This window comes from Klebsiella sp. 7-CIP_Kleb., assembly GCF_050378655.1.
Taxonomy (GTDB): domain Bacteria; phylum Pseudomonadota; class Gammaproteobacteria; order Enterobacterales; family Enterobacteriaceae; genus Klebsiella; species Klebsiella quasipneumoniae.
On sequence record NZ_JBNRLJ010000002.1, the window covers coordinates 265,284 to 284,334 of the forward strand.

A 19,051-nucleotide genomic window follows, 5' to 3' on the forward strand; every position below is an offset into this window, starting at 1 on the left:
GATAGTGATTATCATTACAATACTCAGAAACACAAGCGAAATGTTTAGAGAATGATGACTATCTGTAAATAAATCGCTGGCAAATAATGACTTATGAAAATATTCGCCTGGTATGAGGGAAAAGAATAAGCAAAGGATTTTTTACGCCAGATATTTACCCGTCGCGGCGGCTATGGCTAAATGGCGGCCTTATTGACCTGCGAAAAGAACAACATGACTGCATTTTTTCATTTCCTGCTGGCGCTGGCGGTGATCCTCGCCCTGGCCTGGCTTGTCAGCTACGACAGACAAAAAATTCGTATTCGTTATATTCTTCAGTTGATTATTATAGAAATAGCGCTCGCTTTCTTTTTCCTGCACGCCGAAAGCGGCCTGTGGCTGGTAAAAAATATTTCCGGCTTTTTTGCTTCGCTGTTAGGCTTTGCCGCCGAAGGGACCAATTTCGTCTTTGGCGGCATGAGCGAAAAAGGCTTAGCCTTTATTTTTCTTGGCGTCCTGTGTCCGATTGTGTTTATTTCCGCGCTGATTGGTATTCTCCAGCACTGGCGGATCCTGCCGATTTTTATTCGCGTGATTGGCACCCTGCTGTCGAAGGTCAACGGCATGGGTAAGCTGGAATCTTTTAACGCCGTCAGCTCCCTGATCCTCGGCCAGTCGGAAAACTTCATCGCCTACAAAGGCGTACTGGGCGACCTCTCCTCACGGCGTCTGTTCACCATGGCGGCGACGGCCATGTCGACCGTATCGCTGTCGATCGTCGGCGCCTATATGACCATGCTGGACGCCAAATATGTCGTCGCGGCGCTGATCCTGAATATGTTCAGCACCTTTATCGTGCTGTCGGTGATTAACCCGACGCGGCCGGGCAGCGAGCAGGAAATAAAGCTGGAGAAGCTGCATGAATCACAGAGTTTCTTTGAAATGCTCGGGGAATATATTCTGGCCGGCTTTAAAGTGGCGATGATTATTCTGGCGATGCTGATCGGCTTTATCGCCCTGATCAGCGCCATTAACGCGCTGTTCGCTACCCTGTTTGGCCTCAGCTTCCAGCAGATCCTCGGCTACGTCTTCTATCCGTTAGCCTGGCTTATCGGCATTCCGCTGAGCGATGCGCTGAACGCCGGCAGCATCATGGCCACCAAGCTGGTCGCTAACGAATTTGTGGCGATGATTGAGCTGCAAAAGATTGCCGCCAGCATGACGCCGCGCGGGCTCGGTATTCTCTCGGTCTTCCTGGTGTCGTTTGCTAACTTTGCTTCAATCGGCATTATCGCCGGGGCGATCAAAGGCCTGAATGAACCGCAGGGCAATATCGTCTCCCGCTTCGGCCTGCGGCTGGTGTTTAGCGCCACGCTGGTGAGCCTGCTTTCCGCCAGCTTCGCCGGGCTGGTGCTGTAAGACAAACGGCGGGGCTGCCCCCGCCGTTTACTCAGAACTGCACGCAGACCGGCTGGTCGACACGCATCACCGACTCCTGCGCGAAGCGCGATTTATAGCCCTCGCGCAGGGCCTCAATACCGGTCTCGCTCTGCGCGTCGTGGCCATGGATCACCATCAGCGCCTTGCTCTGCTCCCGCACCACCTGACCATTCTGGCCAAGCCACTGGCCGTGGGCATCAAACACCGTCAGCCCGTCGCGAAAGCGCGGCGTGACGTCGCGGTCGACAAACTGTTGCCACTCTTCAGCGGTGATGTCTTTCCCCGCCGGGCGGCTCAGACCGAAGTAAAGCGTGGTTTGCACCATGGACTGATCCGCCGGGCAGGCGCCGGGCTTCGGCGCGCTGGTCGATGAACTTCCACCCGCCGCGCAGCCGCTGAGTAACCCTGCCAGCACCAGCGCCATTACACCCTGTCTGAACGTCATCTTTGCTATCCTCATTGTTATTAGTCAGGAAATATCAGCGGATTTTCAAATAATTAGCAAGGGTTATAATATTCCGGCCCGGCAACAGGCAATAAAAAGCCCGCCAGCGGCGGGCTCGTGAGCGTCAGATGAGCTTACTCAGCCGTGGCGCGTACCGGCGGCGGCGTATGGTAGTGGGCATCCGCTTCAGCGAAGCGCTGCTGCATGCTGGCTGACGGCGCTTTATCCAGCAGACTAAAGACCACAATCCCGATGCTGCCGAAGACAAAGCCCGGAATAATTTCATACAGGCCCAGCCAGCCAAACTGCTTCCAGACGATCACGGTCAGGGCGCCAATCACCATCCCGGCCAGCGCGCCGTTACGGGTCATACGCGACCACATCACCGAGAACAGCACCACCGGGCCAAAGGCGGCGCCGAAACCGGCCCAGGCATAGCTCACCAGACCCAGCACGCGGTTCTCCGGGTTGGCCGCCAGGGCAATGGCCACCAGGGCAACCACCAGCACCATCATACGGCCCACCCAGACCAGCTCTTTCTGACCGGCGTTTTTGCGCAGGAAGGCTTTATACAGATCTTCAGTAATCGCGCTGGAGCAAACCAGCAGCTGACAGCTCAGGGTGGACATCACCGCCGCCAGAATCGCCGACAGCAGGATCCCGGCAATCCACGGGTTAAACAGGATTTGCGCCAGCTCGATAAACACGCGTTCGGCGTTCTGGTTAACCGCGCCCGCCAGGCTCGGGTTGTTATTGAAGTAAGCGATGCCAAAGAAGCCGACGGCCACCGCCCCGCCGAGGCAGAGGATCATCCAGGTCATACTAATGCGACGCGCGTGGACGATGCTGTGGTGCGAATCCGCCGCCATAAAGCGCGCCAGAATATGCGGCTGACCGAAATAGCCCAGTCCCCAGCCCATCAGCGAAATAATCGCCACGAAGTTCAGCCCTTTCAGCATGTCGATATTTTCGATGCTCTTCTGCTTAATGACTTCCAGCGAATCGCCAAAACCGCCGACGGATATAATCACGATTACCGGGGTAAGGATCAGCGCGAAAATCATCAGGCTGGCCTGCACGGTATCCGTCCAGCTGACGGCGAGGAAGCCGCCGACAAAGGTATAGATAATTGTCGCCGCCGCGCCGGCCCACAGCGCGGTTTCATAGCTCATGCCAAAGGTGCTTTCAAACAGACGCGCCCCCGCCACAATTCCCGAGGCGCAATAGATAGTAAAGAACAGCAGAATAACCAGCGCCGAAATAATTCTCAGCACCCGGCTTTTATCTTCAAAACGGCCGGTAAAATAATCAGGCAGCGTCAGAGCGTTATTATTCACCTCGGTATGCACGCGCAGGCGCCCGGCGACCAGCTTCCAGTTAATCCACGCCCCCAACGTTAAGCCGATGGCAATCCAGCTTTCGGAAATCCCGGAGAGGAAAATGGCACCCGGCAGGCCCATCAGCAGCCAACCGCTCATGTCCGAGGCGCCGGCGGAAAGCGCGGTCACAAATGGCCCCAGACTCCGCCCCCCGAGAATATAATCATCAAAGTTTTTGGTCGAACGCCAGGCAATAAACCCTATCAATACCATACCAAAAATATAAACAATAAATGTCACCAGCATCGGTGTGCTAATAGCCATGCAAAGTCTCCAGAATTTTTATCGACAGCGTCCAACTTCGTCGTTTTTTTCCACTACCGGAACGGGGTAATGGCGCATTGTTTAATTGGGCGACCGTATCCTGACGGAAGCTTCGGTTTTTCACAAACGATTTAACACAGCATTTACACGAAAATCCGACGGCGCAAAACGTCAATTTGCGAGAGGTTGCACTCTCTCACGTTTTTAAAGGTTGCACCAAACAAAAGTGTTAACTCACGCATACAAATACCCTATGAGCCCGGGGTTAAAATTCTGCTATTTTAGGCATTATTTTTAACAAATCCGCCATTTCACGGCTTTCGTCACAAGCCATAATTAACATGGTTGCACAAAGTTGCAACATAGTGGATATTTCCATGCAACCGCATAAGCTAACGATAAATGACAGGAGTTTTGAGCATGGGCACCACCACCATGGGTGTTAAGCTTGACGACGCAACCCGCGAGCGCATTAAGTCCGCCGCGAGCCGCATTGACCGCACGCCGCACTGGCTGATTAAGCAGGCCATCTTCAATTATCTGGAAAAACTGGAGAACGATGAGACGCTGCCCGAGCTACCGGCGCTGCTCTCCGGGGCCGCCAACGAAAGCGATGACGCCAGCGTATTAACGGAAGAGCCGTATCAGCCGTTCCTCGAATTCGCCGAGCAGATCCTGCCGCAGTCGGTAAGCCGCGCGGCGATCACCGCCGCCTGGCGTCGCCCGGAAACCGACGCGGTGCCGATGCTGCTGGAGCAGGCCCGACTGCCGCAGCCGCTGGGCGAGCAGGCGCATAAGCTGGCGTATCAACTGGCGGAAAAACTACGCAACCAGAAGACCGCCAGCGGCCGCGCCGGCATGGTGCAGAGTCTGCTGCAGGAGTTCTCCCTCTCCTCACAGGAAGGGGTGGCGCTGATGTGTCTGGCGGAAGCCCTGCTGCGTATTCCGGATAAAGCCACCCGCGATGCGCTGATCCGCGACAAAATCAGCAACGGCAACTGGCAGTCGCACATTGGCCGCAGCCCGTCGCTGTTCGTCAACGCCGCCACCTGGGGGCTGCTGTTCACCGGCAAACTGGTCTCCACCCACAACGAAACCAGCCTCTCCCGCTCGCTGAACCGCATCATCGGCAAGAGCGGCGAACCGCTGATCCGCAAGGGCGTGGATATGGCGATGCGACTGATGGGCGAACAGTTCGTCACCGGGGAAACCATCGCCGAAGCGCTGGCCAACGCCCGCAAGCTGGAAGATAAAGGTTTCCGTTACTCTTACGACATGCTAGGCGAAGCGGCCCTGACCGCCGCCGACGCCCAGGCCTATATGGTCTCTTATCAGCAGGCGATCCACGCCATCGGCAAAGCCTCTAACGGCCGCGGCATTTATGAAGGGCCGGGCATCTCCATTAAGCTGTCGGCTCTGCACCCACGCTACAGCCGCGCCCAGTATGACCGGGTGATGGAAGAGCTCTACCCGCGTCTGAAATCGCTGACCCTGCTGGCGCGCCAGTATGACATCGGCATTAACATCGACGCCGAAGAGGCGGACCGTCTGGAGATCTCTCTCGACCTGCTGGAAAAACTGTGCTTCGAGCCGGAGCTGGCGGGCTGGAACGGGATTGGCTTCGTGATTCAGGCCTACCAGAAGCGCTGTCCGTTTGTCATTGATTACCTGATTGACCTCGCCACCCGCAGCCGCCGTCGCCTGATGATCCGTCTGGTGAAAGGCGCCTACTGGGACAGCGAAATCAAACGCGCGCAGATGGAAGGTCTCGAAGGCTATCCGGTCTACACCCGCAAGGTTTACACCGACGTCTCCTATCTCGCCTGCGCGAAAAAGCTGCTGGCGGTGCCGAACCTGATTTATCCACAGTTCGCCACCCACAACGCCCATACCCTGGCGGCTATCTACCAGCTGGCGGGCCAGAACTACTACCCTGGCCAGTATGAGTTCCAGTGCCTGCACGGCATGGGCGAACCGCTGTACGAGCAGGTGGTGGGCAAAGTCGCCGACGGCAAACTGAACCGGCCGTGCCGGATCTACGCCCCGGTGGGCACCCACGAGACGCTGCTGGCGTATCTGGTGCGTCGTCTGCTGGAGAACGGCGCCAATACCTCCTTCGTCAACCGTATTGCGGACAATACCCTGCCGCTGGACGAGCTGGTGGCCGACCCGGTCAGCGCGGTAGAAAAACTGGCGCAGCAGGAAGGCCAGGCCGGCCTGCCGCATCCGAAAATCCCGCTGCCGCGCGATCTCTATGGCAGCGGCCGAAGCAACTCCGCCGGTCTGGATCTGGCTAACGAGCATCGTCTGGCCTCCCTCTCCTCTTCCCTGCTCAACAGCGCCCTGCATAAATGGCAGGCATTGCCGATGCTGGAGCAGCCGGTAGCCGAAGGCGAGATGCAGCCGGTAGTCAACCCGGCTGAGCCAAAGGACATTGTCGGCTACGTCCGCGAAGCCAGCGATGACGAAGTGCAGCAGGCGCTGACCAGCGCTATCAACAACGCGCCAATCTGGTTCGCCACCCCGCCGCAGGAGCGCGCCGCCATTCTCGAGCGCGCCGCGGTGCTGATGGAAAGCCAGATGCCGACCCTGATGGGGATCCTGGTGCGCGAAGCGGGTAAAACCTTCAGCAACGCCATCGCCGAAGTGCGCGAAGCCGTTGACTTCCTCCACTACTATGCCGGCCAGGTGCGCGACGATTTCGATAATGAAACCCACCGTCCGCTGGGTCCGGTGGTCTGTATCAGCCCGTGGAACTTCCCGCTGGCGATCTTCACCGGGCAGATTGCCGCCGCGCTGGCGGCCGGCAACAGCGTGCTGGCGAAACCGGCCGAGCAGACGCCGCTGATCGCCGCCCAGGGCGTGGCGATCCTGCTGGAATCCGGCGTGCCGCCAGGGGTGATCCAACTGCTGCCGGGCCGCGGGGAAACCGTCGGCGCCGCGCTGACATCCGATGAGCGCGTGCGCGGCGTGATGTTCACCGGCTCCACCGAAGTGGCCACCCTGCTGCAACGCAATATCGCCAGCCGCCTCGACGCTCAGGGACGCCCGACGCCGCTGATCGCCGAAACTGGCGGGATGAACGCGATGATCGTCGACTCGTCGGCGCTCACCGAGCAGGTGGTGATCGACGTCCTGGCCTCCGCATTCGACAGCGCCGGCCAGCGCTGCTCCGCCCTGCGCGTCCTCTGCCTGCAGGAAGAGGTAGCCGACCACACCTTAACCATGCTGCGCGGCGCGATGAGCGAGTGTCGCATGGGCAATCCGGGCCGCCTGACCACCGATATCGGTCCGGTTATCGATGCAGAAGCGAAAGAGAATATCGAATGCCATATTCAGACGATGCGCGCCAAAGGCCGCACCGTCTATCAGGCGGTGCGCGAGAATAGCGAAGACGCCCGCGAATGGAACCACGGGACCTTCGTGCCGCCGACGCTTATCGAACTCGACAGCTTTGACGAGCTGAAAAAAGAGGTTTTCGGCCCGGTGCTGCACGTGGTGCGCTATAACCGTAACGAGCTGGATAAACTGGTGGAGCAGATTAACGCCTCCGGTTACGGCCTGACCCTCGGCGTGCATACCCGCATCGACGAGACCATCGCCCAGGTCACCGGCAGCGCGAAGGTGGGCAACCTGTACGTCAACCGCAATATGGTTGGCGCCGTGGTCGGCGTGCAGCCGTTCGGCGGCGAAGGGTTGTCCGGTACCGGTCCGAAAGCCGGCGGCCCGCTGTACCTTTACCGTCTGCTTTCCAGCCGACCGCAGGGCGCCGTTGGCGTGACCTTCGCCCGCCAGGATGCAGAGCGTCCGCTGGACGCCCAGCTGAAAACGCTGCTGGAAAAACCACTGCAGGCGCTGCAGCAGTGGGCGGCGGGCCGACCTGAGCTGCAGGCGCTGTGCCAGCAGTACAGCGAGCAGGCGCAAAGCGGCACCCAACGCCTGCTGCCGGGGCCAACCGGCGAGCGCAACACCCTGACGCTGATGCCCCGCGAGCGCGTGCTGTGCGTGGCGGATAATGAGCAGGATACGCTGATCCAGCTGGCGGCTGTGCTGGCGGTCGGTTGTGAAGTGCTGTGGCCGGACAGCGCCTTGCAGCGCGATCTGGCGAAGAAACTGCCGCGGGACGTCAGCGAGCGGATCCGTTTTGCCAAAGCGGATCAGTTGCCCGGTCAGGCCTTCGACGCGGTTATCTATCACGGCGATTCCGACCAGCTGCGCGAGCTGTGCGAGCAGGTGGCGGCGCGCGACGGGGCGATTGTCTCCGTGCAGGGCTTCGCCCGCGGCGAAACCAATCTGCTGCTGGAGCGGCTGTATATCGAGCGTTCGCTGAGCGTCAACACCGCGGCGGCAGGCGGTAACGCCAGCCTGATGACCATCGGCTAACCCGGGCCCCCCGGTGGCGCTGTGTTACCGGGGCTACATAACACCGTAAAGGGTAGCCCGGATAAGGCGTTGTGCGCCGCCATCCGGGCTATCTGCGATGCGATCAGCTAATGACAGCCGACGTCAGCTGTGCTTAATTAGGGCTCCCTGACGGGAGCCTTTTTTATGGGAGCAGAACAATGAAACGCATGTTATTTGCCGTGGCGGCCCTGCTGGCCAGCGGCGCGGCGCTGGCGGACGAGTGCAGCAACGCCAACACCCAAACCGAAATGAATCAGTGCGCGGCCGCGCAGTTTCAGGCGGCCGACAAAAAACTGAACGACACCTGGCAGCAGGCTCTGCAGCGGGCGGCGGGTAAACAGCAGACATTACTGAAACAGGCGCAGCAGGCATGGATTGCTCTGCGCGACGCCGACTGCGCCTTCCTCGCGTCCGGCGCCGAAGGCGGCAGCATGCAGCCGATGCTGCTGAGCCAGTGCATGACCGATAAGAGCGTGGAGCGGGAATCTTTCCTCGCCTCGCTGCTGCAGTGCGAGGACGGCGATCAAAGCTGCCCGCTGCCGCCGGCCAATTAACTAACGGACGCGAATGCCTTCGATAATCATCCGCTGGACATTATCGACCGTTTGTTCGAAAAAGGCCGCGTCCTGCAGCGTGGCGCCGGTGACCGCCTCTACCTGGGTGGCGAAGTCGGCGTAATGCTGGGTAGTGGCCCAGATCATAAAGATTAAATGCTGCGGATCGACCGGCGCCAGCTTGCCGCGGTCGATCCAGCCGGAGACAATCGCCGATTTCTCATCGACCAGCGCTTTCAGATCCCCGGTCAGCTCACCCATCAGCAGCGGCGCGCCCTGCAGCATCTCAAGGCAGAAGAGCTTCGAGGCCTGGGGGTGATCGCGGGACACCTCCAGCTTCAGGCGAATATACTCGCGGATCGCCACCAGCGGGCTGATATCCTCGCGAAAGGCCTTCAGCGGCGCCAGCCAGATGGCGAGGATCTGCTGCAGAACGGCCACGTACAGCGCCTCTTTCGAAGGGTAGTAATAAAGCAGATTGGTTTTCGACACCCCGGCACGCTCAGCTACCTGCTCCAGCCGCGTACCGTGAATACCAAATTGCGAAAATGCCTCCAGCGCGGCGGCCAGGATGGCCTCCTTTTTGGCGCTGACCGCTTGTGAACGTTTGCCGTTTTTCTTCACCGCGCCCTGTGCCATACATCCTCTCCTTCAGTTGACGCCACCAGCATAGCAAAAGCCCTTCGCCGACACGACCCCATGCACCCTGATTGCGCATGACTGCCGTTTTTTCGTGCACTGATTTTGACCATCCAGTCCACTTTTTTATCGTCCTTTTTAGCAACCCAATAGCAACACATTAATAACATTAGCATTTATAAAACTGGCATCGCGTTTGCTTTACCTGTTCTGCGAGGTGGTCCAGGGCGAGGCAGGATGCCGCACCACCGCAACCCATCTTCCATGACTGTAGAGAGGTAGGTATGAAAATTGGTGTTTTCGTTCCCATTGGCAACAACGGCTGGCTGATCTCCACCCATGCCCCGCAGTATATGCCGACCTTCGAACTGAATAAGGCTATCGTGCAGAAAGCCGAGCACTACCATTTCGACTTCGCGCTCTCCATGATCAAGCTGCGCGGCTTCGGCGGGAAAACAGAATTTTGGGATCACAACCTGGAGTCCTTCACCCTGATGGCCGGCCTGGCCGCGGTGACCTCGAAGATCCAGATCTACGCCACCGCCGCCACCCTTACGCTGCCGCCGGCGATCGTCGCCCGGATGGCCTCCACCATCGATTCCATCTCCGGCGGCCGGTTTGGCGTCAATCTGGTGACCGGCTGGCAAAAACCGGAATATGACCAGATGGGCATGTGGCCGGGGGATGACTATTTCGCCAGCCGCTATGACTATCTCACCGAATACGTTCAGGTGCTACGCGACCTGTGGGGCACCGGGCGCAGCGATTTCAAAGGCGATTACTTCACCATGAACGACTGCCGGGTCAGCCCGCGCCCTTCGCAGCCGATGAAGGTGATCTGCGCCGGGCAGAGCGACGCCGGTATGGCCTTCTCCGCCCAGCACGCGGACTACAACTTCTGCTTTGGCAAAGGGGTCAACACGCCGACGGCCTTCGCGCCGACCGCAGCGCGCATGATGCAGGCGGCGGAAAAAACCGGCCGTGACGTAGGCTCCTATGTGCTGTTCATGGTGATCGCCGACGAAACCGACGAAGCGGCGCGCGCCAAATGGGAGCACTACAAAGCGGGCGCCGATGAAGAAGCGCTGGCGTGGCTCACCGAGCAGAGTCAGAAAGACACCCGCTCCGGCAGCGATACCAACGTGCGCCAGATGGCCGACCCAACCTCGGCGGTCAATATCAATATGGGCACCCTTGTCGGATCGTATGCCAGCGTCGCCCGTATGCTTGATGAAGTAGCGAGCGTGCCCGGCACCGACGGCGTGCTGCTGACCTTTGATGATTTTCTTGCCGGCATCGACGCCTTTGGCGAACGCATTCAGCCGCTGATGCGCTGCCGGGACCACATTGCTCCTGTTACCCGTGAGGTGGCCTGATGATTACCCTTCCCGCTCGCCCGGAATCCCTGACCTTCGCGCCGCAGCAGAGCGCGCTGATTGTTGTCGATATGCAGAACGCCTACGCCAGCCAGGGCGGCTATCTGGATCTTGCCGGCTTTGACGTCTCCGCCACCCGACCGGTTATCGACAATATTAATACCGCCGTCGCCGCCGCCCGCGCCGCGGGCATGCTGATTATCTGGTTCCAGAATGGCTGGGATGACCAGTATGTTGAAGCCGGCGCCCCGGGCTCGCCGAACTACCACAAGTCCAATGCGCTGAAAACGATGCGTCAGCGCCCGGAGCTGCAGGGCAAGCTGTTGGCGAAAGGCGGCTGGGACTATCAGCTGGTGGACGAACTGACGCCGCAGGAAGGCGACATCGTGTTGCCGAAACCGCGCTACAGCGGCTTCTTTAACACCCCACTCGACAGCATTTTGCGCAGCCGCGATATACGCCACCTGGTGTTCACCGGGATCGCCACCAACGTCTGCGTCGAATCGACGCTGCGCGATGGCTTCTTCCTCGAATACTTCGGCGTGGTGCTGGAGGATGCCACCCATCAGGCCGGCCCGGCCTTCGCCCAGCAGGCGGCGCTGTTCAATATTGAAACCTTTTTCGGCTGGGTCAGCGACGTCGAGAGCTTCTGCCGCGCGCTATCCCCTGCCACCCCGCTGTCTTTAGCCAAGGAGAAACGTTATGCCTAAACAGGTGATCATTCCGCCAGGCACTACCACGCCGATTGCCCCCTTTGTTCCGGGGACGCTCGCCGATGGCGTGGTCTACGTCTCCGGCACTCTGCCGTTTGATAAGCAAAATAATGTGGTGCACATCGGCGACCCAAAGGCGCAAACCCGCCACGTGCTGGAGACCATCAAGAGCGTTATCGAAACGGCGGGCGGGAGTATGGCGGATGTGACTTTCAACAGCATCTTTATCACCGACTGGACAAATTACGCCGCGATTAACGAGGTTTACGCCGAGTTTTTCCCCGGCGATAAACCCGCGCGCTTCTGCATTCAGTGCGGTCTGGTGAAGCCCGATGCGCTGGTGGAAATCGCCAGCGTCGCCCATATCGGCACCCCGACATGATGAGGCTCAATATTGCTCCAGCCCCATGGCCCGGCGCGCCGGTGGTGGTCCTCAGCGCCGGTCTGGGCGGCGGCGGCGGCTACTGGCTGGCGCAGCGCGCGGCGCTGGAGGAACAGTATCAGCTGGTGAGTTATGACCATAACGGGACCGGGGAGAACGCCGGTCCGCTGCCCGCCGACTACAGCATGGCGACGATGGCCGGAGAGCTGTTCAGCGCTCTGCAGGCGGCGGGGATCGCCCGCTTCGCGCTGGTGGGCCACGCGCTGGGGGCGCTAATTGGCCTGCAGCTGGCGCTCGATCGCCCCGAGGCGGTGAGCGCCCTGGTGCTGGTCAACGGCTGGCTGTCGCTGTCGCCGCACACCCGCCGCTGCTTCCTGGTGCGCGAGCGTCTGCTGCATGCCGGCGGCGCGCAGGCGTGGGTCGAAGCACAGCCGCTGTTTCTCTACCCGGCGGAATGGATGGCCGCGCGCCTGCCGCGCCTCGAAGCGGAAGATGCGCTTGCCATCAGCCATTTTCAGGGCAAGGAGAACCTGCTGAAGCGGCTGCAGGCCCTGAAGCAGGCTGATTTTTCGCGTCGCGCGGCGGCCATCGCCTGCCCGACGCTGATTATCAGCGCCGCTGACGATCTGCTGGTCCCGGCCTCCTGCTCCCGCGTGCTGCAGACGGCGATCCCCGGCAGCCAGCACGTGGAAATGCCATGGGGCGGCCATGCCTGTAACGTCACCGACGCCGATACCTTTAATACCATTTTACGCGACGGGCTGGCCGCTATGCTGCCGGTCGCCACGGAGACCCGATGAACGACGCGATAAACCAGACGGCCTGCGAGACGCTGTTTACCCAGGCCCGAACCCACAACGGCTGGCTGGATAAGCCAGTGAGCGATGCGCAGCTGCAGGCAGTCTGGGACCTGATGAAAATGGGGCCGACTTCCGCCAACTGTTCGCCGGCGCGCATCGTGTTTGTGCGCAGCGCGGAAGGCAAAGAGAAACTTCGCCCGACGCTCTCCAGCGGCAATCTGCAAAAAACCATGCAGGCGCCGGTGACCGCCATCGTGGCGTGGGACAGCGCCTTTTACGACCGGCTACCGACCCTGTTTCCCCACGGTGACGCCCGCAGCTGGTTCACCTCCAGCCCGCAGCTGGCGGAGGAGACCGCGTTTCGCAACAGCTCCCTGCAGGCGGCATATCTGATTTTCGCCTGCCGGGCGCTGGGTCTCGACACCGGGCCAATGTCCGGCTTCGACCGGGAAAAAGTCGATGCGGCGTTTTTCGCCGACAACGGCTGGAAAAGCAACCTGCTGGTGAACATCGGCTATGGCGACCCCGGCAAACTGTACGGCCGCCTGCCGCGTCTGTCCTTTGATGAAGCCTGCCTGCTGGCATAAGGAGTTTACGATGGAGTTAGCGGACAAAGCGAGTTTCCGTGACGCCATGGCCCACGTCGGCGCCGCGGTTAACATTATTACCACCGATGGCCCGGCGGGCCGGGCGGGATTTACCGCCAGCGCGGTCTGCAGCGTTACCGACACGCCGCCGACCCTGCTGGTCTGCCTGAACCGCTCGGCCTCGGTGTGGCCGGTGTTCAGCGAACATCACACGCTGTGCGTCAATACCCTGGCGGCGGGACAGGAGGCGCTGTCGACGCTGTTTGGCGGAAAAACGGCGATGGACGAGCGCTTTGCTGCCGCCGACTGGCAGACCGGCGCCACCGGCTGCCCGCGGCTGGAGGCGGCGCTGGTCAGTTTTGACTGCCGCATCGACCAGCGCGTCAGCGTCGGCACGCACGACATCCTGTTTTGTCACGTCGTGGCCATTACCCGTCACCCGGAACCCCGGGGTCTGATGTGGTTTGACCGCGGCTATCACACGCTTATGCGACCCGCTTGTTAACCTCTAACCCGGGATATCATCATGGCACTCTTCGATTTTCCTCGCTGGAAGCTGACCTCCCCCGCCGCCGAATCCGGCGTCGTCGCGCCCGATGAACGCTTATCGGCCGGGCAAACGCTGGTGATGGGCGTGCAGCACGCCGTTGCGATGTTCGGCGCGACGGTGCTGATGCCGTTGCTGATGGGGCTCGACCCTAACCTGTCGATACTGATGTCGGGAGTCGGCACCCTGCTGTTCTTTGTCGTCACCGGCGGACGGGTGCCGAGCTATCTCGGCTCGAGCGCCGCCTTTGTAGGGGTGGTGATCGCCATTACCGGCTTTAATGGCCAGGGGCTGAACCCTAATCTAAGCGTCGCCCTTGGCGGGATCATCGCCTGCGGGCTGGTCTACACCCTGATCGGTCTGGTGGTGATGAAGATCGGCACCCGCTGGATCGAGCGCCTGATGCCGCCGGTGGTGACCGGGGCGGTGGTGATGGCTATCGGCCTGAACCTGGCGCCGATTGCTGTGCGCAGCGTGTCCGCCAGCGCCTTCGACAGCTGGATGGCGGTGTTGACCGTGCTCTGTATCGGCATAGTCGCGGTATTTACCCGCGGGATGCTGCAGCGTCTGCTGATCCTGGTCGGCCTGATCGTCGCCTGCGCGCTGTACGCCCTGCTGGCTAACGGCTTTGGCCTCGGCAAACCGCTGGACTTCTCCCCCCTCGCCCAGGCGGCGTGGTTCGGGCTGCCGCACTTTACCCCCCCATCCTTTAACGGCCAGGCGATGATGTTGATTGCCCCGGTCGCGGTGATCCTGGTGGCCGAGAACCTCGGGCACCTGAAAGCCGTCGCCGGGATGACCGGGCGCAATATGGACCCGTACATGGGGCGCGCCTTCGTCGGCGACGGTCTGGCGACCATGCTCTCCGGCTCGGTGGGCGGCAGCGGGGTCACGACCTATGCGGAGAACATCGGCGTCATGGCGGTGACCAAGGTCTACTCGACGCTGGTGTTTGTCGCCGCGGCGCTGATTGCCATGCTGCTGGGCTTCTCGCCTAAATTCGGCGCATTAATCCACACCATTCCCGGGCCGGTGATCGGCGGCGCCTCGATCGTGGTCTTTGGCCTGATCGCCGTCGCCGGGGCGCGGATCTGGGTGCAAAACCGCGTCGACCTCAGCCAGAACAGCAATCTGATCATGGTGTCTGTGACCCTGGTGCTGGGCGCCGGCGATTTCGCGCTGTCGCTGGGCGGCTTTACGCTGGGCGGGATTGGTACCGCCACCTTCGGGGCGATCCTGCTGCACGCGCTGCTTCATCGCGGGACGCGGGAGGCGAAGGAGGCCAGAGTAACGCCGGTTTAAGCTACATTAGCGCGGCGTTGGCGCAGGGAGCGGGTGGGCCGGATAAGGCATTTATACCGCCATCCGGCCTGCCGGGAACGTCTCAGCGATGTTGAGGCCGTCAGCACCGGCAGTTTCAGCAACAATGGTGAATAAATTAACGACAGGTCGTACGAACGTAGGCCGGGTAAGGCGCAGCCGCCACCCGGCAGAAAAGCGACGCAGTGCCTGATGCTATCGCCCGGCGGCGCTGCGCTTGCGCGGGCCTGGAGACGATCAGAGCCGGACGAGCAGGCCAGCCAGGCTAAGCGCCACTGTAGGATCAGAAGCGTAAAATTACGGCTCGCGACGATCGGCCAGGTCCGGGAGCGGCTGCGCATCGTCATTTGTTGACATCTGCGGCGGCGGTTTGCGCTTCCACTTCAGCTCGCTCACCAGCACTCCCGCGAGGATAAAGAAGCAGCCAAGGAGGGCCAGCAGCGGCAGACGCTCGCCGGCCAGCCGGCCAAAAATACCGGCCCATACCGGTTCGCCGGTATAGATCAGCGTGGCCCGCGTCGGCGAGACGCTGCGCTGCGCCCAGTTCATGGTCACCTGAATGATCGCGCTGAAAATGCCCAGCCCCAGCGCCACGCCGAGCAGCGTCGGCGTCAACGGCGGCACCGACTCACCGGCCGGCTTCATGGCAGCGAAAGCCACCAGCGACGCGGTCGCCAGCTGCACCACCGTCACCCGTCGGACATCCACTTTTCCGGCCCAGGCGCTGATAAGGATAATCTCCGCGGCGATCGCCAGCGCGCTCGCCAGAGTGATCATCTCCCCCACGCCAAGCGCCAACAGATTGTTTTCCGGCCCGGCCAGCAGGATCAAACCGATAAAGGCCAGCACAATCCCCACGCAGGACATCAACCCTGGCATACGCCCCAGACACAGCCACTGCAGCAGCGGCACCAGCGGCACATACATCGCCGTGATAAAGGCAGACTTGCTGCTGGAGATCGACTGCAGCCCCCAGGTCTGCAGGCCATACCCCAGCGCAATCGCCACGCCAATCGCCACCCCCGCCTTCACCTCCAGCCACGTCAGGCCGCGCAGGGTGCGGAGCGAGAGCAGGCCCACCGCCAGCGCGGCGGTCGCGAAACGCAGGCCGACAAAAAACAGCGGCCCACTGAGGCTGACCGCATACTGTACGGCAAGGAACGTCCCTCCCCAGAACATGGTGATCATGATAAGGAGCGCTTCCTGGCGGCTAACGGAGAATTTTAACGAAGACATAAGACAGCCATGACGATAAACGGGCGACCAGTGTGCAATCGGCCCGGCGGGAGCGCAACCTCCGACAGCTAAAAAAAACCGCCGGCAGATGCCGGCGGCGAGGGCGATGCGGTTGGGTCGGGGAGATTAACACCGCATCAAAGAGAACAGTGCCAGTCGCGCGTTAACTCTCACGACTACCATGACTGTTTTTACCCCCTTTTTTGCCAGCCTCTGAGGCGCGCTGAGGGTCATTTTTAAAATTCCCCCCGCTATGCTGGCCACCTTTACGTCCTGCTTCTGATGCTCTTTCACGGTCTTCAGCAAAGTTGCCAGAACCGCCACGATGGTTTGCCATTACTGACCTCCATTAGGTTAGACATCATAGTGCATTACGCGGGAGCGGCGACGCCGCTGTTCTGCCGCGTATCTATAAGGTTAGTGAATGACTGCCGGTGACGATGGCAAATGTCACATTCAGAAACAAAGCCTGGCGAAAAAAATCCCCTCGCGCCGCCTGATGGCGCTAACCTGCTCTGCTGCCGAAGAAAAAATAGTCAGCAAAAAATGTATCCTGATGCTACATCCTCGCCGCACCGGCCAGTATAGCGTAGGCATCGCTTCCCGCTTCTCAGCCGCTCAGGCCGCGCTGCGCAAGGAAAAGTAAATAATGTTTTGTCATTTTGTTATAAATCAAATAAATGCCCGTTGGATTTGCACTCTTCGGCAGAGGCTTTATCTTTAAAGGTACCAGCTATTTGGCTGGCTTATAATGCAACCGAGGAGTGATGGAAATGGCTAAAATTCTGGTGCTTTATTATTCCATGTATGGACACATTGAAACCATGGCTCACGCCGTCGCCGATGGGGCGAACCGGGTGGACGGCGTTGAGGTGGTTGTGAAGCGCGTGCCGGAAACCATGCAGGCAGAAGCGTTTGCCAAAGCTGGCGGGAAAACGCAAAACGCGCCTGTCGCCACGCCGCAGGAGCTGGCTGAGTATGACGCCATCATCTTTGGTACCCCGACTCGTTTCGGCAATATGTCCGGACAAATGCGCACCTTCCTCGATCAGACCGGCGGCCTGTGGGCATCCGGCGCGCTGTACGGCAAGATCGCCAGCGTATTCAGCTCAACCGGCACCGGTGGCGGCCAGGAACAAACCATTACCTCCACCTGGACGACGCTGGCCCACCACGGGATGATCATCGTCCCGATCGGCTACGGCGCACAGGAGCTGTTCGACATCTCCCAGGTCCGCGGCGGGACGCCTTATGGCGCCACCACTATTGCCGGCGGCGACGGCTCGCGTCAGCCAAGCGAGGAAGAGTTAGCCATCGCCCGCTATCAGGGTGAACATGTCGCCAAACTGGCCGTTAAACTGCACGGCTAATCTTCCGCAGGAGGAGCACTATGCCAACTCAAGAAGCAAAAGCACATCGCGTCGGCGAATGGGCAAGTTTACGTAACACCTCGCCGGAGATCGCCGAGGCAATTTTCGAAGTTGCCCACTACGATGAAAAACTGGCTGAGCAAATCTGGGAGGAAGGCAGCGACGAAGTGCTGGCGCTGGCCTTTGCCAAAACCGATAAAGATGCGCTGTTCTGGGGTGAACAGACGATTGAGCGTAAAAACGTATAGGGCGTTTATCCCTGCCGAGTCTCACCCTAACCTGCTAAAAACCCGGATTGCTCCGGGTTTTTTCATTATTTCGCCGCCTCGTTGATCACCTTTTTAAAGGTCTCCAGCGGGCAGAATCCCTGGTCATCGACCGGGCAGCCGTTAAGCGCCAGCGTGACCCGCTGCGGCGGGGTCTGTAACGTCAATGGGTCGGCATTACGCAGCTGCTCAGTGCTCTGATAGACATACTCAATCTTCATCAGATCGCGGTTGCTGCCGCTGTCGTGCCAGCGCTGAAACAGCAGTTTGCCGCCGATAGGCGTGCGCTCGTACTGGCCAGGAAGTTGATAGGGCTTAAAGTCCAGCGCCGTCAGCAGCGAGGCGATATTCGAGTCGTGTCCCACCAGCAGGGTGACTTTCGCCTTGCTGGCTCCCTCGCCCACCAGCGCGTTATCGATATATTTAACCAGCGGTTTGGCCACGTTTTGCGCCACTGCCGTCGAGGTGAACAGACTATCCTGGTAGCCGTTTTTCAGCTTCGACAGCACCTGCCACTGCTTATCGCTGGTGATTTCCCCCCACGCCACCTGATCTTTCGGGAAGCCTTCATAGTATTGCAGGGTGAAGGCGTCCACCAGCGAGTTGCCCACCTTCAGCGGCCCGGATACCCCCGGCTCCTGCTGATAACCGGCGCTAAAGGTATCTTTACCCTCGCTCAGGGAACAGACCTGCTTCTCTTTGCAGGAGGGCGAGTTGCGGTAATCGATCATTGTCTCCAGCAGCTTGTAGCTCTCGGTCAACTGCATCCCCTGGCGCTCTTTTTCCATCGCCTGCAGCGCTTTCTCGCGAAACGCCGGGGAGTCGTCGGTGATAACCGGGTTGAAGGTCGGGTCCATGGTGCCCATCTGCGGCTGATGATGCACCGCAATGCCGCAGCCCGGGAACGCGCCGGTGATAAAGAACTGCGCAGTGGCGACGGTGCGCTGCAGGCTGTTAGCGTAGGCGTAAACGGCGTTTTCCGGCGGGCACTCCCCGCTGGTCACCAGCTTCTGTTGCGCCAGCCATTCGCGCATATAGTGGCCCATATACACCTCCAGCACGCCTCCCTTGGTGGTCAGCTGGCCGCCCGGCACATCCCACTGCGGCCAGGCTTTGGCGGTGGACTGCTCCAGCACGCTGCCGTTATTGGCCAGCGGCGCGCGAAGGTTGTGACGACTCATGATCAGCACCTGCTGCAGCTGATACCCCTCTGGGGCGGCCGTGTCCTGCGCCTGGGCGCCAGCGGATAACATGACCGCGCCGGCTACGGCGGCGGCGAGTAGACATATTTTCATCCCTTCATCCTTAGTCATTTATTATCATCGGGTTAATTGTGACGGATTTAGGCCA

General features: G+C 60.2%; 19 protein-coding genes. 13 read left to right on the forward strand and 6 right to left on the reverse strand.

From position 1 onward, the window contains the following. Positions 1 to 213: 213 nt before the first annotated feature. The gene (locus tag ACQUTI_RS08970) at positions 214 to 1,398 is read left to right on the forward strand and encodes a NupC/NupG family nucleoside CNT transporter (protein ID WP_004204514.1); all 1,185 of its coding nucleotides are present in this window, start codon (positions 214 to 216) and stop codon (positions 1,396 to 1,398) included. A gap of 31 nt (positions 1,399 to 1,429) precedes the next feature. Here the strand turns inward: ACQUTI_RS08970 and ACQUTI_RS08975 are convergent, their stop codons facing one another. Together ACQUTI_RS08975 and putP are read right to left on the reverse strand one after the other, a co-directional pair. Further along, positions 1,430 to 1,864 carry a DUF3574 domain-containing protein gene (locus tag ACQUTI_RS08975; RefSeq protein WP_004204513.1) on the reverse strand — a complete coding sequence of 145 codons (435 nt, stop codon included), beginning with the start codon at positions 1,862 to 1,864 and terminating at the stop codon, positions 1,430 to 1,432. 134 nt (positions 1,865 to 1,998) lie between these two features. After that, entirely contained in the window at positions 1,999 to 3,507 is a 1,509-nt protein-coding gene (gene putP, locus ACQUTI_RS08980) for a sodium/proline symporter PutP (RefSeq protein WP_004147889.1), read from the reverse strand. A gap of 420 nt (positions 3,508 to 3,927) precedes the next feature. Between putP and putA the strand changes: the two genes are divergently transcribed. Continuing rightward, complete coding sequence (gene putA / locus ACQUTI_RS08985) at positions 3,928 to 7,890, forward strand: trifunctional transcriptional regulator/proline dehydrogenase/L-glutamate gamma-semialdehyde dehydrogenase (RefSeq protein ID WP_254465547.1); 3,963 nt, start codon at positions 3,928 to 3,930, stop codon at positions 7,888 to 7,890. 179 nt (positions 7,891 to 8,069) lie between these two features. After that, complete coding sequence (locus tag ACQUTI_RS08990) at positions 8,070 to 8,465, forward strand: lysozyme inhibitor LprI family protein (protein WP_023317894.1); 396 nt, start codon at positions 8,070 to 8,072, stop codon at positions 8,463 to 8,465. Here ACQUTI_RS08990 and rutR read toward each other — a convergent pair whose 3' ends face one another. After that, the gene (gene rutR / locus ACQUTI_RS08995) at positions 8,466 to 9,104 is read right to left on the reverse strand and encodes an HTH-type transcriptional regulator RutR (RefSeq protein WP_004204508.1); all 639 of its coding nucleotides are present in this window, start codon (positions 9,102 to 9,104) and stop codon (positions 8,466 to 8,468) included. 284 nt (positions 9,105 to 9,388) lie between these two features. Here rutR and rutA point away from each other — a divergent pair, with 284 nt between their 5' ends. Genes rutA through rutG form a run of 7 tightly spaced genes read left to right on the forward strand, consistent with a single transcriptional unit; the run spans position 9,389 to position 14,811 of the window. Next, complete coding sequence (rutA, locus tag ACQUTI_RS09000; RefSeq protein WP_004204507.1) at positions 9,389 to 10,480, forward strand: pyrimidine utilization protein A; 1,092 nt, start codon at positions 9,389 to 9,391, stop codon at positions 10,478 to 10,480. Continuing rightward, positions 10,480 to 11,190, forward strand: coding sequence for a pyrimidine utilization protein B (rutB, locus tag ACQUTI_RS09005; RefSeq protein WP_428923244.1), 711 nt, complete (start codon positions 10,480 to 10,482; stop codon positions 11,188 to 11,190). The genes rutA and rutB overlap by 1 nt, the downstream gene beginning before the upstream one ends. Further along, positions 11,183 to 11,575 (forward strand): pyrimidine utilization protein C, encoded by a 393-nt coding sequence (gene rutC, locus ACQUTI_RS09010; protein ID WP_004204505.1) that lies wholly within the window; start codon positions 11,183 to 11,185, stop codon positions 11,573 to 11,575. Before rutB ends, rutC begins: the two co-directional genes overlap by 8 nt. Beyond that, positions 11,572 to 12,375 (forward strand): pyrimidine utilization protein D, encoded by an 804-nt coding sequence (rutD, locus tag ACQUTI_RS09015; protein WP_017901104.1) that lies wholly within the window; start codon positions 11,572 to 11,574, stop codon positions 12,373 to 12,375. Before rutC ends, rutD begins: the two co-directional genes overlap by 4 nt. Further along, entirely contained in the window at positions 12,372 to 12,962 is a 591-nt protein-coding gene (locus ACQUTI_RS09020; RefSeq protein ID WP_017901103.1) for a malonic semialdehyde reductase, read from the forward strand. The genes rutD and ACQUTI_RS09020 overlap by 4 nt, the downstream gene beginning before the upstream one ends. A 10-nt stretch (positions 12,963 to 12,972) precedes the next feature. After that, positions 12,973 to 13,467, forward strand: coding sequence for an NADH-dependent FMN reductase RutF (gene rutF / locus ACQUTI_RS09025; RefSeq protein WP_012968592.1), 495 nt, complete (start codon positions 12,973 to 12,975; stop codon positions 13,465 to 13,467). Positions 13,468 to 13,488: 21 nt separating this feature from the next. Next, positions 13,489 to 14,811 carry a pyrimidine utilization transport protein G gene (gene rutG / locus ACQUTI_RS09030; RefSeq protein ID WP_122542639.1) on the forward strand — a complete coding sequence of 441 codons (1,323 nt, stop codon included), beginning with the start codon at positions 13,489 to 13,491 and terminating at the stop codon, positions 14,809 to 14,811. 315 nt (positions 14,812 to 15,126) lie between these two features. On the opposite strand, the gene ACQUTI_RS09035 is transcribed toward rutG, so the two are convergent. Then, positions 15,127 to 16,065 (reverse strand): DMT family transporter, encoded by a 939-nt coding sequence (locus ACQUTI_RS09035; RefSeq protein WP_114508016.1) that lies wholly within the window; start codon positions 16,063 to 16,065, stop codon positions 15,127 to 15,129. A 163-nt stretch (positions 16,066 to 16,228) separates the two neighbouring features. Further along, complete coding sequence (locus tag ACQUTI_RS09040) at positions 16,229 to 16,402, reverse strand: general stress protein (RefSeq protein WP_002898708.1); 174 nt, start codon at positions 16,400 to 16,402, stop codon at positions 16,229 to 16,231. Between the two features lie 87 nt (positions 16,403 to 16,489). Here ACQUTI_RS09040 and ACQUTI_RS09045 point away from each other — a divergent pair, with 87 nt between their 5' ends. The 3 genes from ACQUTI_RS09045 (at position 16,490) to ACQUTI_RS09055 (ending at position 17,683) form a co-directional block, all read left to right on the forward strand. Continuing rightward, positions 16,490 to 16,711 (forward strand): hypothetical protein, encoded by a 222-nt coding sequence (locus ACQUTI_RS09045; protein ID WP_049116017.1) that lies wholly within the window; start codon positions 16,490 to 16,492, stop codon positions 16,709 to 16,711. A gap of 127 nt (positions 16,712 to 16,838) precedes the next feature. After that, complete coding sequence (gene wrbA, locus ACQUTI_RS09050; protein ID WP_002898704.1) at positions 16,839 to 17,435, forward strand: NAD(P)H:quinone oxidoreductase; 597 nt, start codon at positions 16,839 to 16,841, stop codon at positions 17,433 to 17,435. A 20-nt stretch (positions 17,436 to 17,455) separates the two neighbouring features. Next, positions 17,456 to 17,683, forward strand: a complete 228-nt coding sequence (locus ACQUTI_RS09055; protein WP_008805934.1) for a YccJ family protein — start codon at positions 17,456 to 17,458, stop codon at positions 17,681 to 17,683. A 65-nt stretch (positions 17,684 to 17,748) separates the two neighbouring features. Here the strand turns inward: ACQUTI_RS09055 and agp are convergent, their stop codons facing one another. Further along, positions 17,749 to 18,996, reverse strand: coding sequence for a bifunctional glucose-1-phosphatase/inositol phosphatase (agp, locus tag ACQUTI_RS09060; protein ID WP_017899485.1), 1,248 nt, complete (start codon positions 18,994 to 18,996; stop codon positions 17,749 to 17,751). Positions 18,997 to 19,051: the final 55 nt, after the last annotated feature.

Bases quoted from the DNA above. Each gene is read 5' to 3' on its own strand.
- ACQUTI_RS09020 (WP_017901103.1), top strand. From the start codon at position 12,372: ATGAACGACGCGATAAACCAGACGGCCTGCGAGACGCTGTTTACCCAG.
- ACQUTI_RS08975 (WP_004204513.1), bottom strand. From the start codon at position 1,864: ATGACGTTCAGACAGGGTGTAATGGCGCTGGTGCTGGCAGGGTTACTC.
- ACQUTI_RS09045 (WP_049116017.1), top strand. From the start codon at position 16,490: ATGACTGCCGGTGACGATGGCAAATGTCACATTCAGAAACAAAGCCTG.
- ACQUTI_RS09040 (WP_002898708.1), bottom strand. From the start codon at position 16,402: ATGGCAAACCATCGTGGCGGTTCTGGCAACTTTGCTGAAGACCGTGAA.
- rutG (WP_122542639.1), top strand. From the start codon at position 13,489: ATGGCACTCTTCGATTTTCCTCGCTGGAAGCTGACCTCCCCCGCCGCC.
- rutD (WP_017901104.1), top strand. From the start codon at position 11,572: ATGATGAGGCTCAATATTGCTCCAGCCCCATGGCCCGGCGCGCCGGTG.
- ACQUTI_RS09035 (WP_114508016.1), bottom strand. From the start codon at position 16,065: ATGTCTTCGTTAAAATTCTCCGTTAGCCGCCAGGAAGCGCTCCTTATC.
- ACQUTI_RS08990 (WP_023317894.1), top strand. From the start codon at position 8,070: ATGAAACGCATGTTATTTGCCGTGGCGGCCCTGCTGGCCAGCGGCGCG.
- rutA (WP_004204507.1), top strand. From the start codon at position 9,389: ATGAAAATTGGTGTTTTCGTTCCCATTGGCAACAACGGCTGGCTGATC.
- rutB (WP_428923244.1), top strand. From the start codon at position 10,480: ATGATTACCCTTCCCGCTCGCCCGGAATCCCTGACCTTCGCGCCGCAG.
- ACQUTI_RS08970 (WP_004204514.1), top strand. From the start codon at position 214: ATGACTGCATTTTTTCATTTCCTGCTGGCGCTGGCGGTGATCCTCGCC.
- rutC (WP_004204505.1), top strand. From the start codon at position 11,183: ATGCCTAAACAGGTGATCATTCCGCCAGGCACTACCACGCCGATTGCC.
- rutF (WP_012968592.1), top strand. From the start codon at position 12,973: ATGGAGTTAGCGGACAAAGCGAGTTTCCGTGACGCCATGGCCCACGTC.
- rutR (WP_004204508.1), bottom strand. From the start codon at position 9,104: ATGGCACAGGGCGCGGTGAAGAAAAACGGCAAACGTTCACAAGCGGTC.
- agp (WP_017899485.1), bottom strand. From the start codon at position 18,996: ATGAAAATATGTCTACTCGCCGCCGCCGTAGCCGGCGCGGTCATGTTA.
- putA (WP_254465547.1), top strand. From the start codon at position 3,928: ATGGGCACCACCACCATGGGTGTTAAGCTTGACGACGCAACCCGCGAG.
- wrbA (WP_002898704.1), top strand. From the start codon at position 16,839: ATGGCTAAAATTCTGGTGCTTTATTATTCCATGTATGGACACATTGAA.
- putP (WP_004147889.1), bottom strand. From the start codon at position 3,507: ATGGCTATTAGCACACCGATGCTGGTGACATTTATTGTTTATATTTTT.
- ACQUTI_RS09055 (WP_008805934.1), top strand. From the start codon at position 17,456: ATGCCAACTCAAGAAGCAAAAGCACATCGCGTCGGCGAATGGGCAAGT.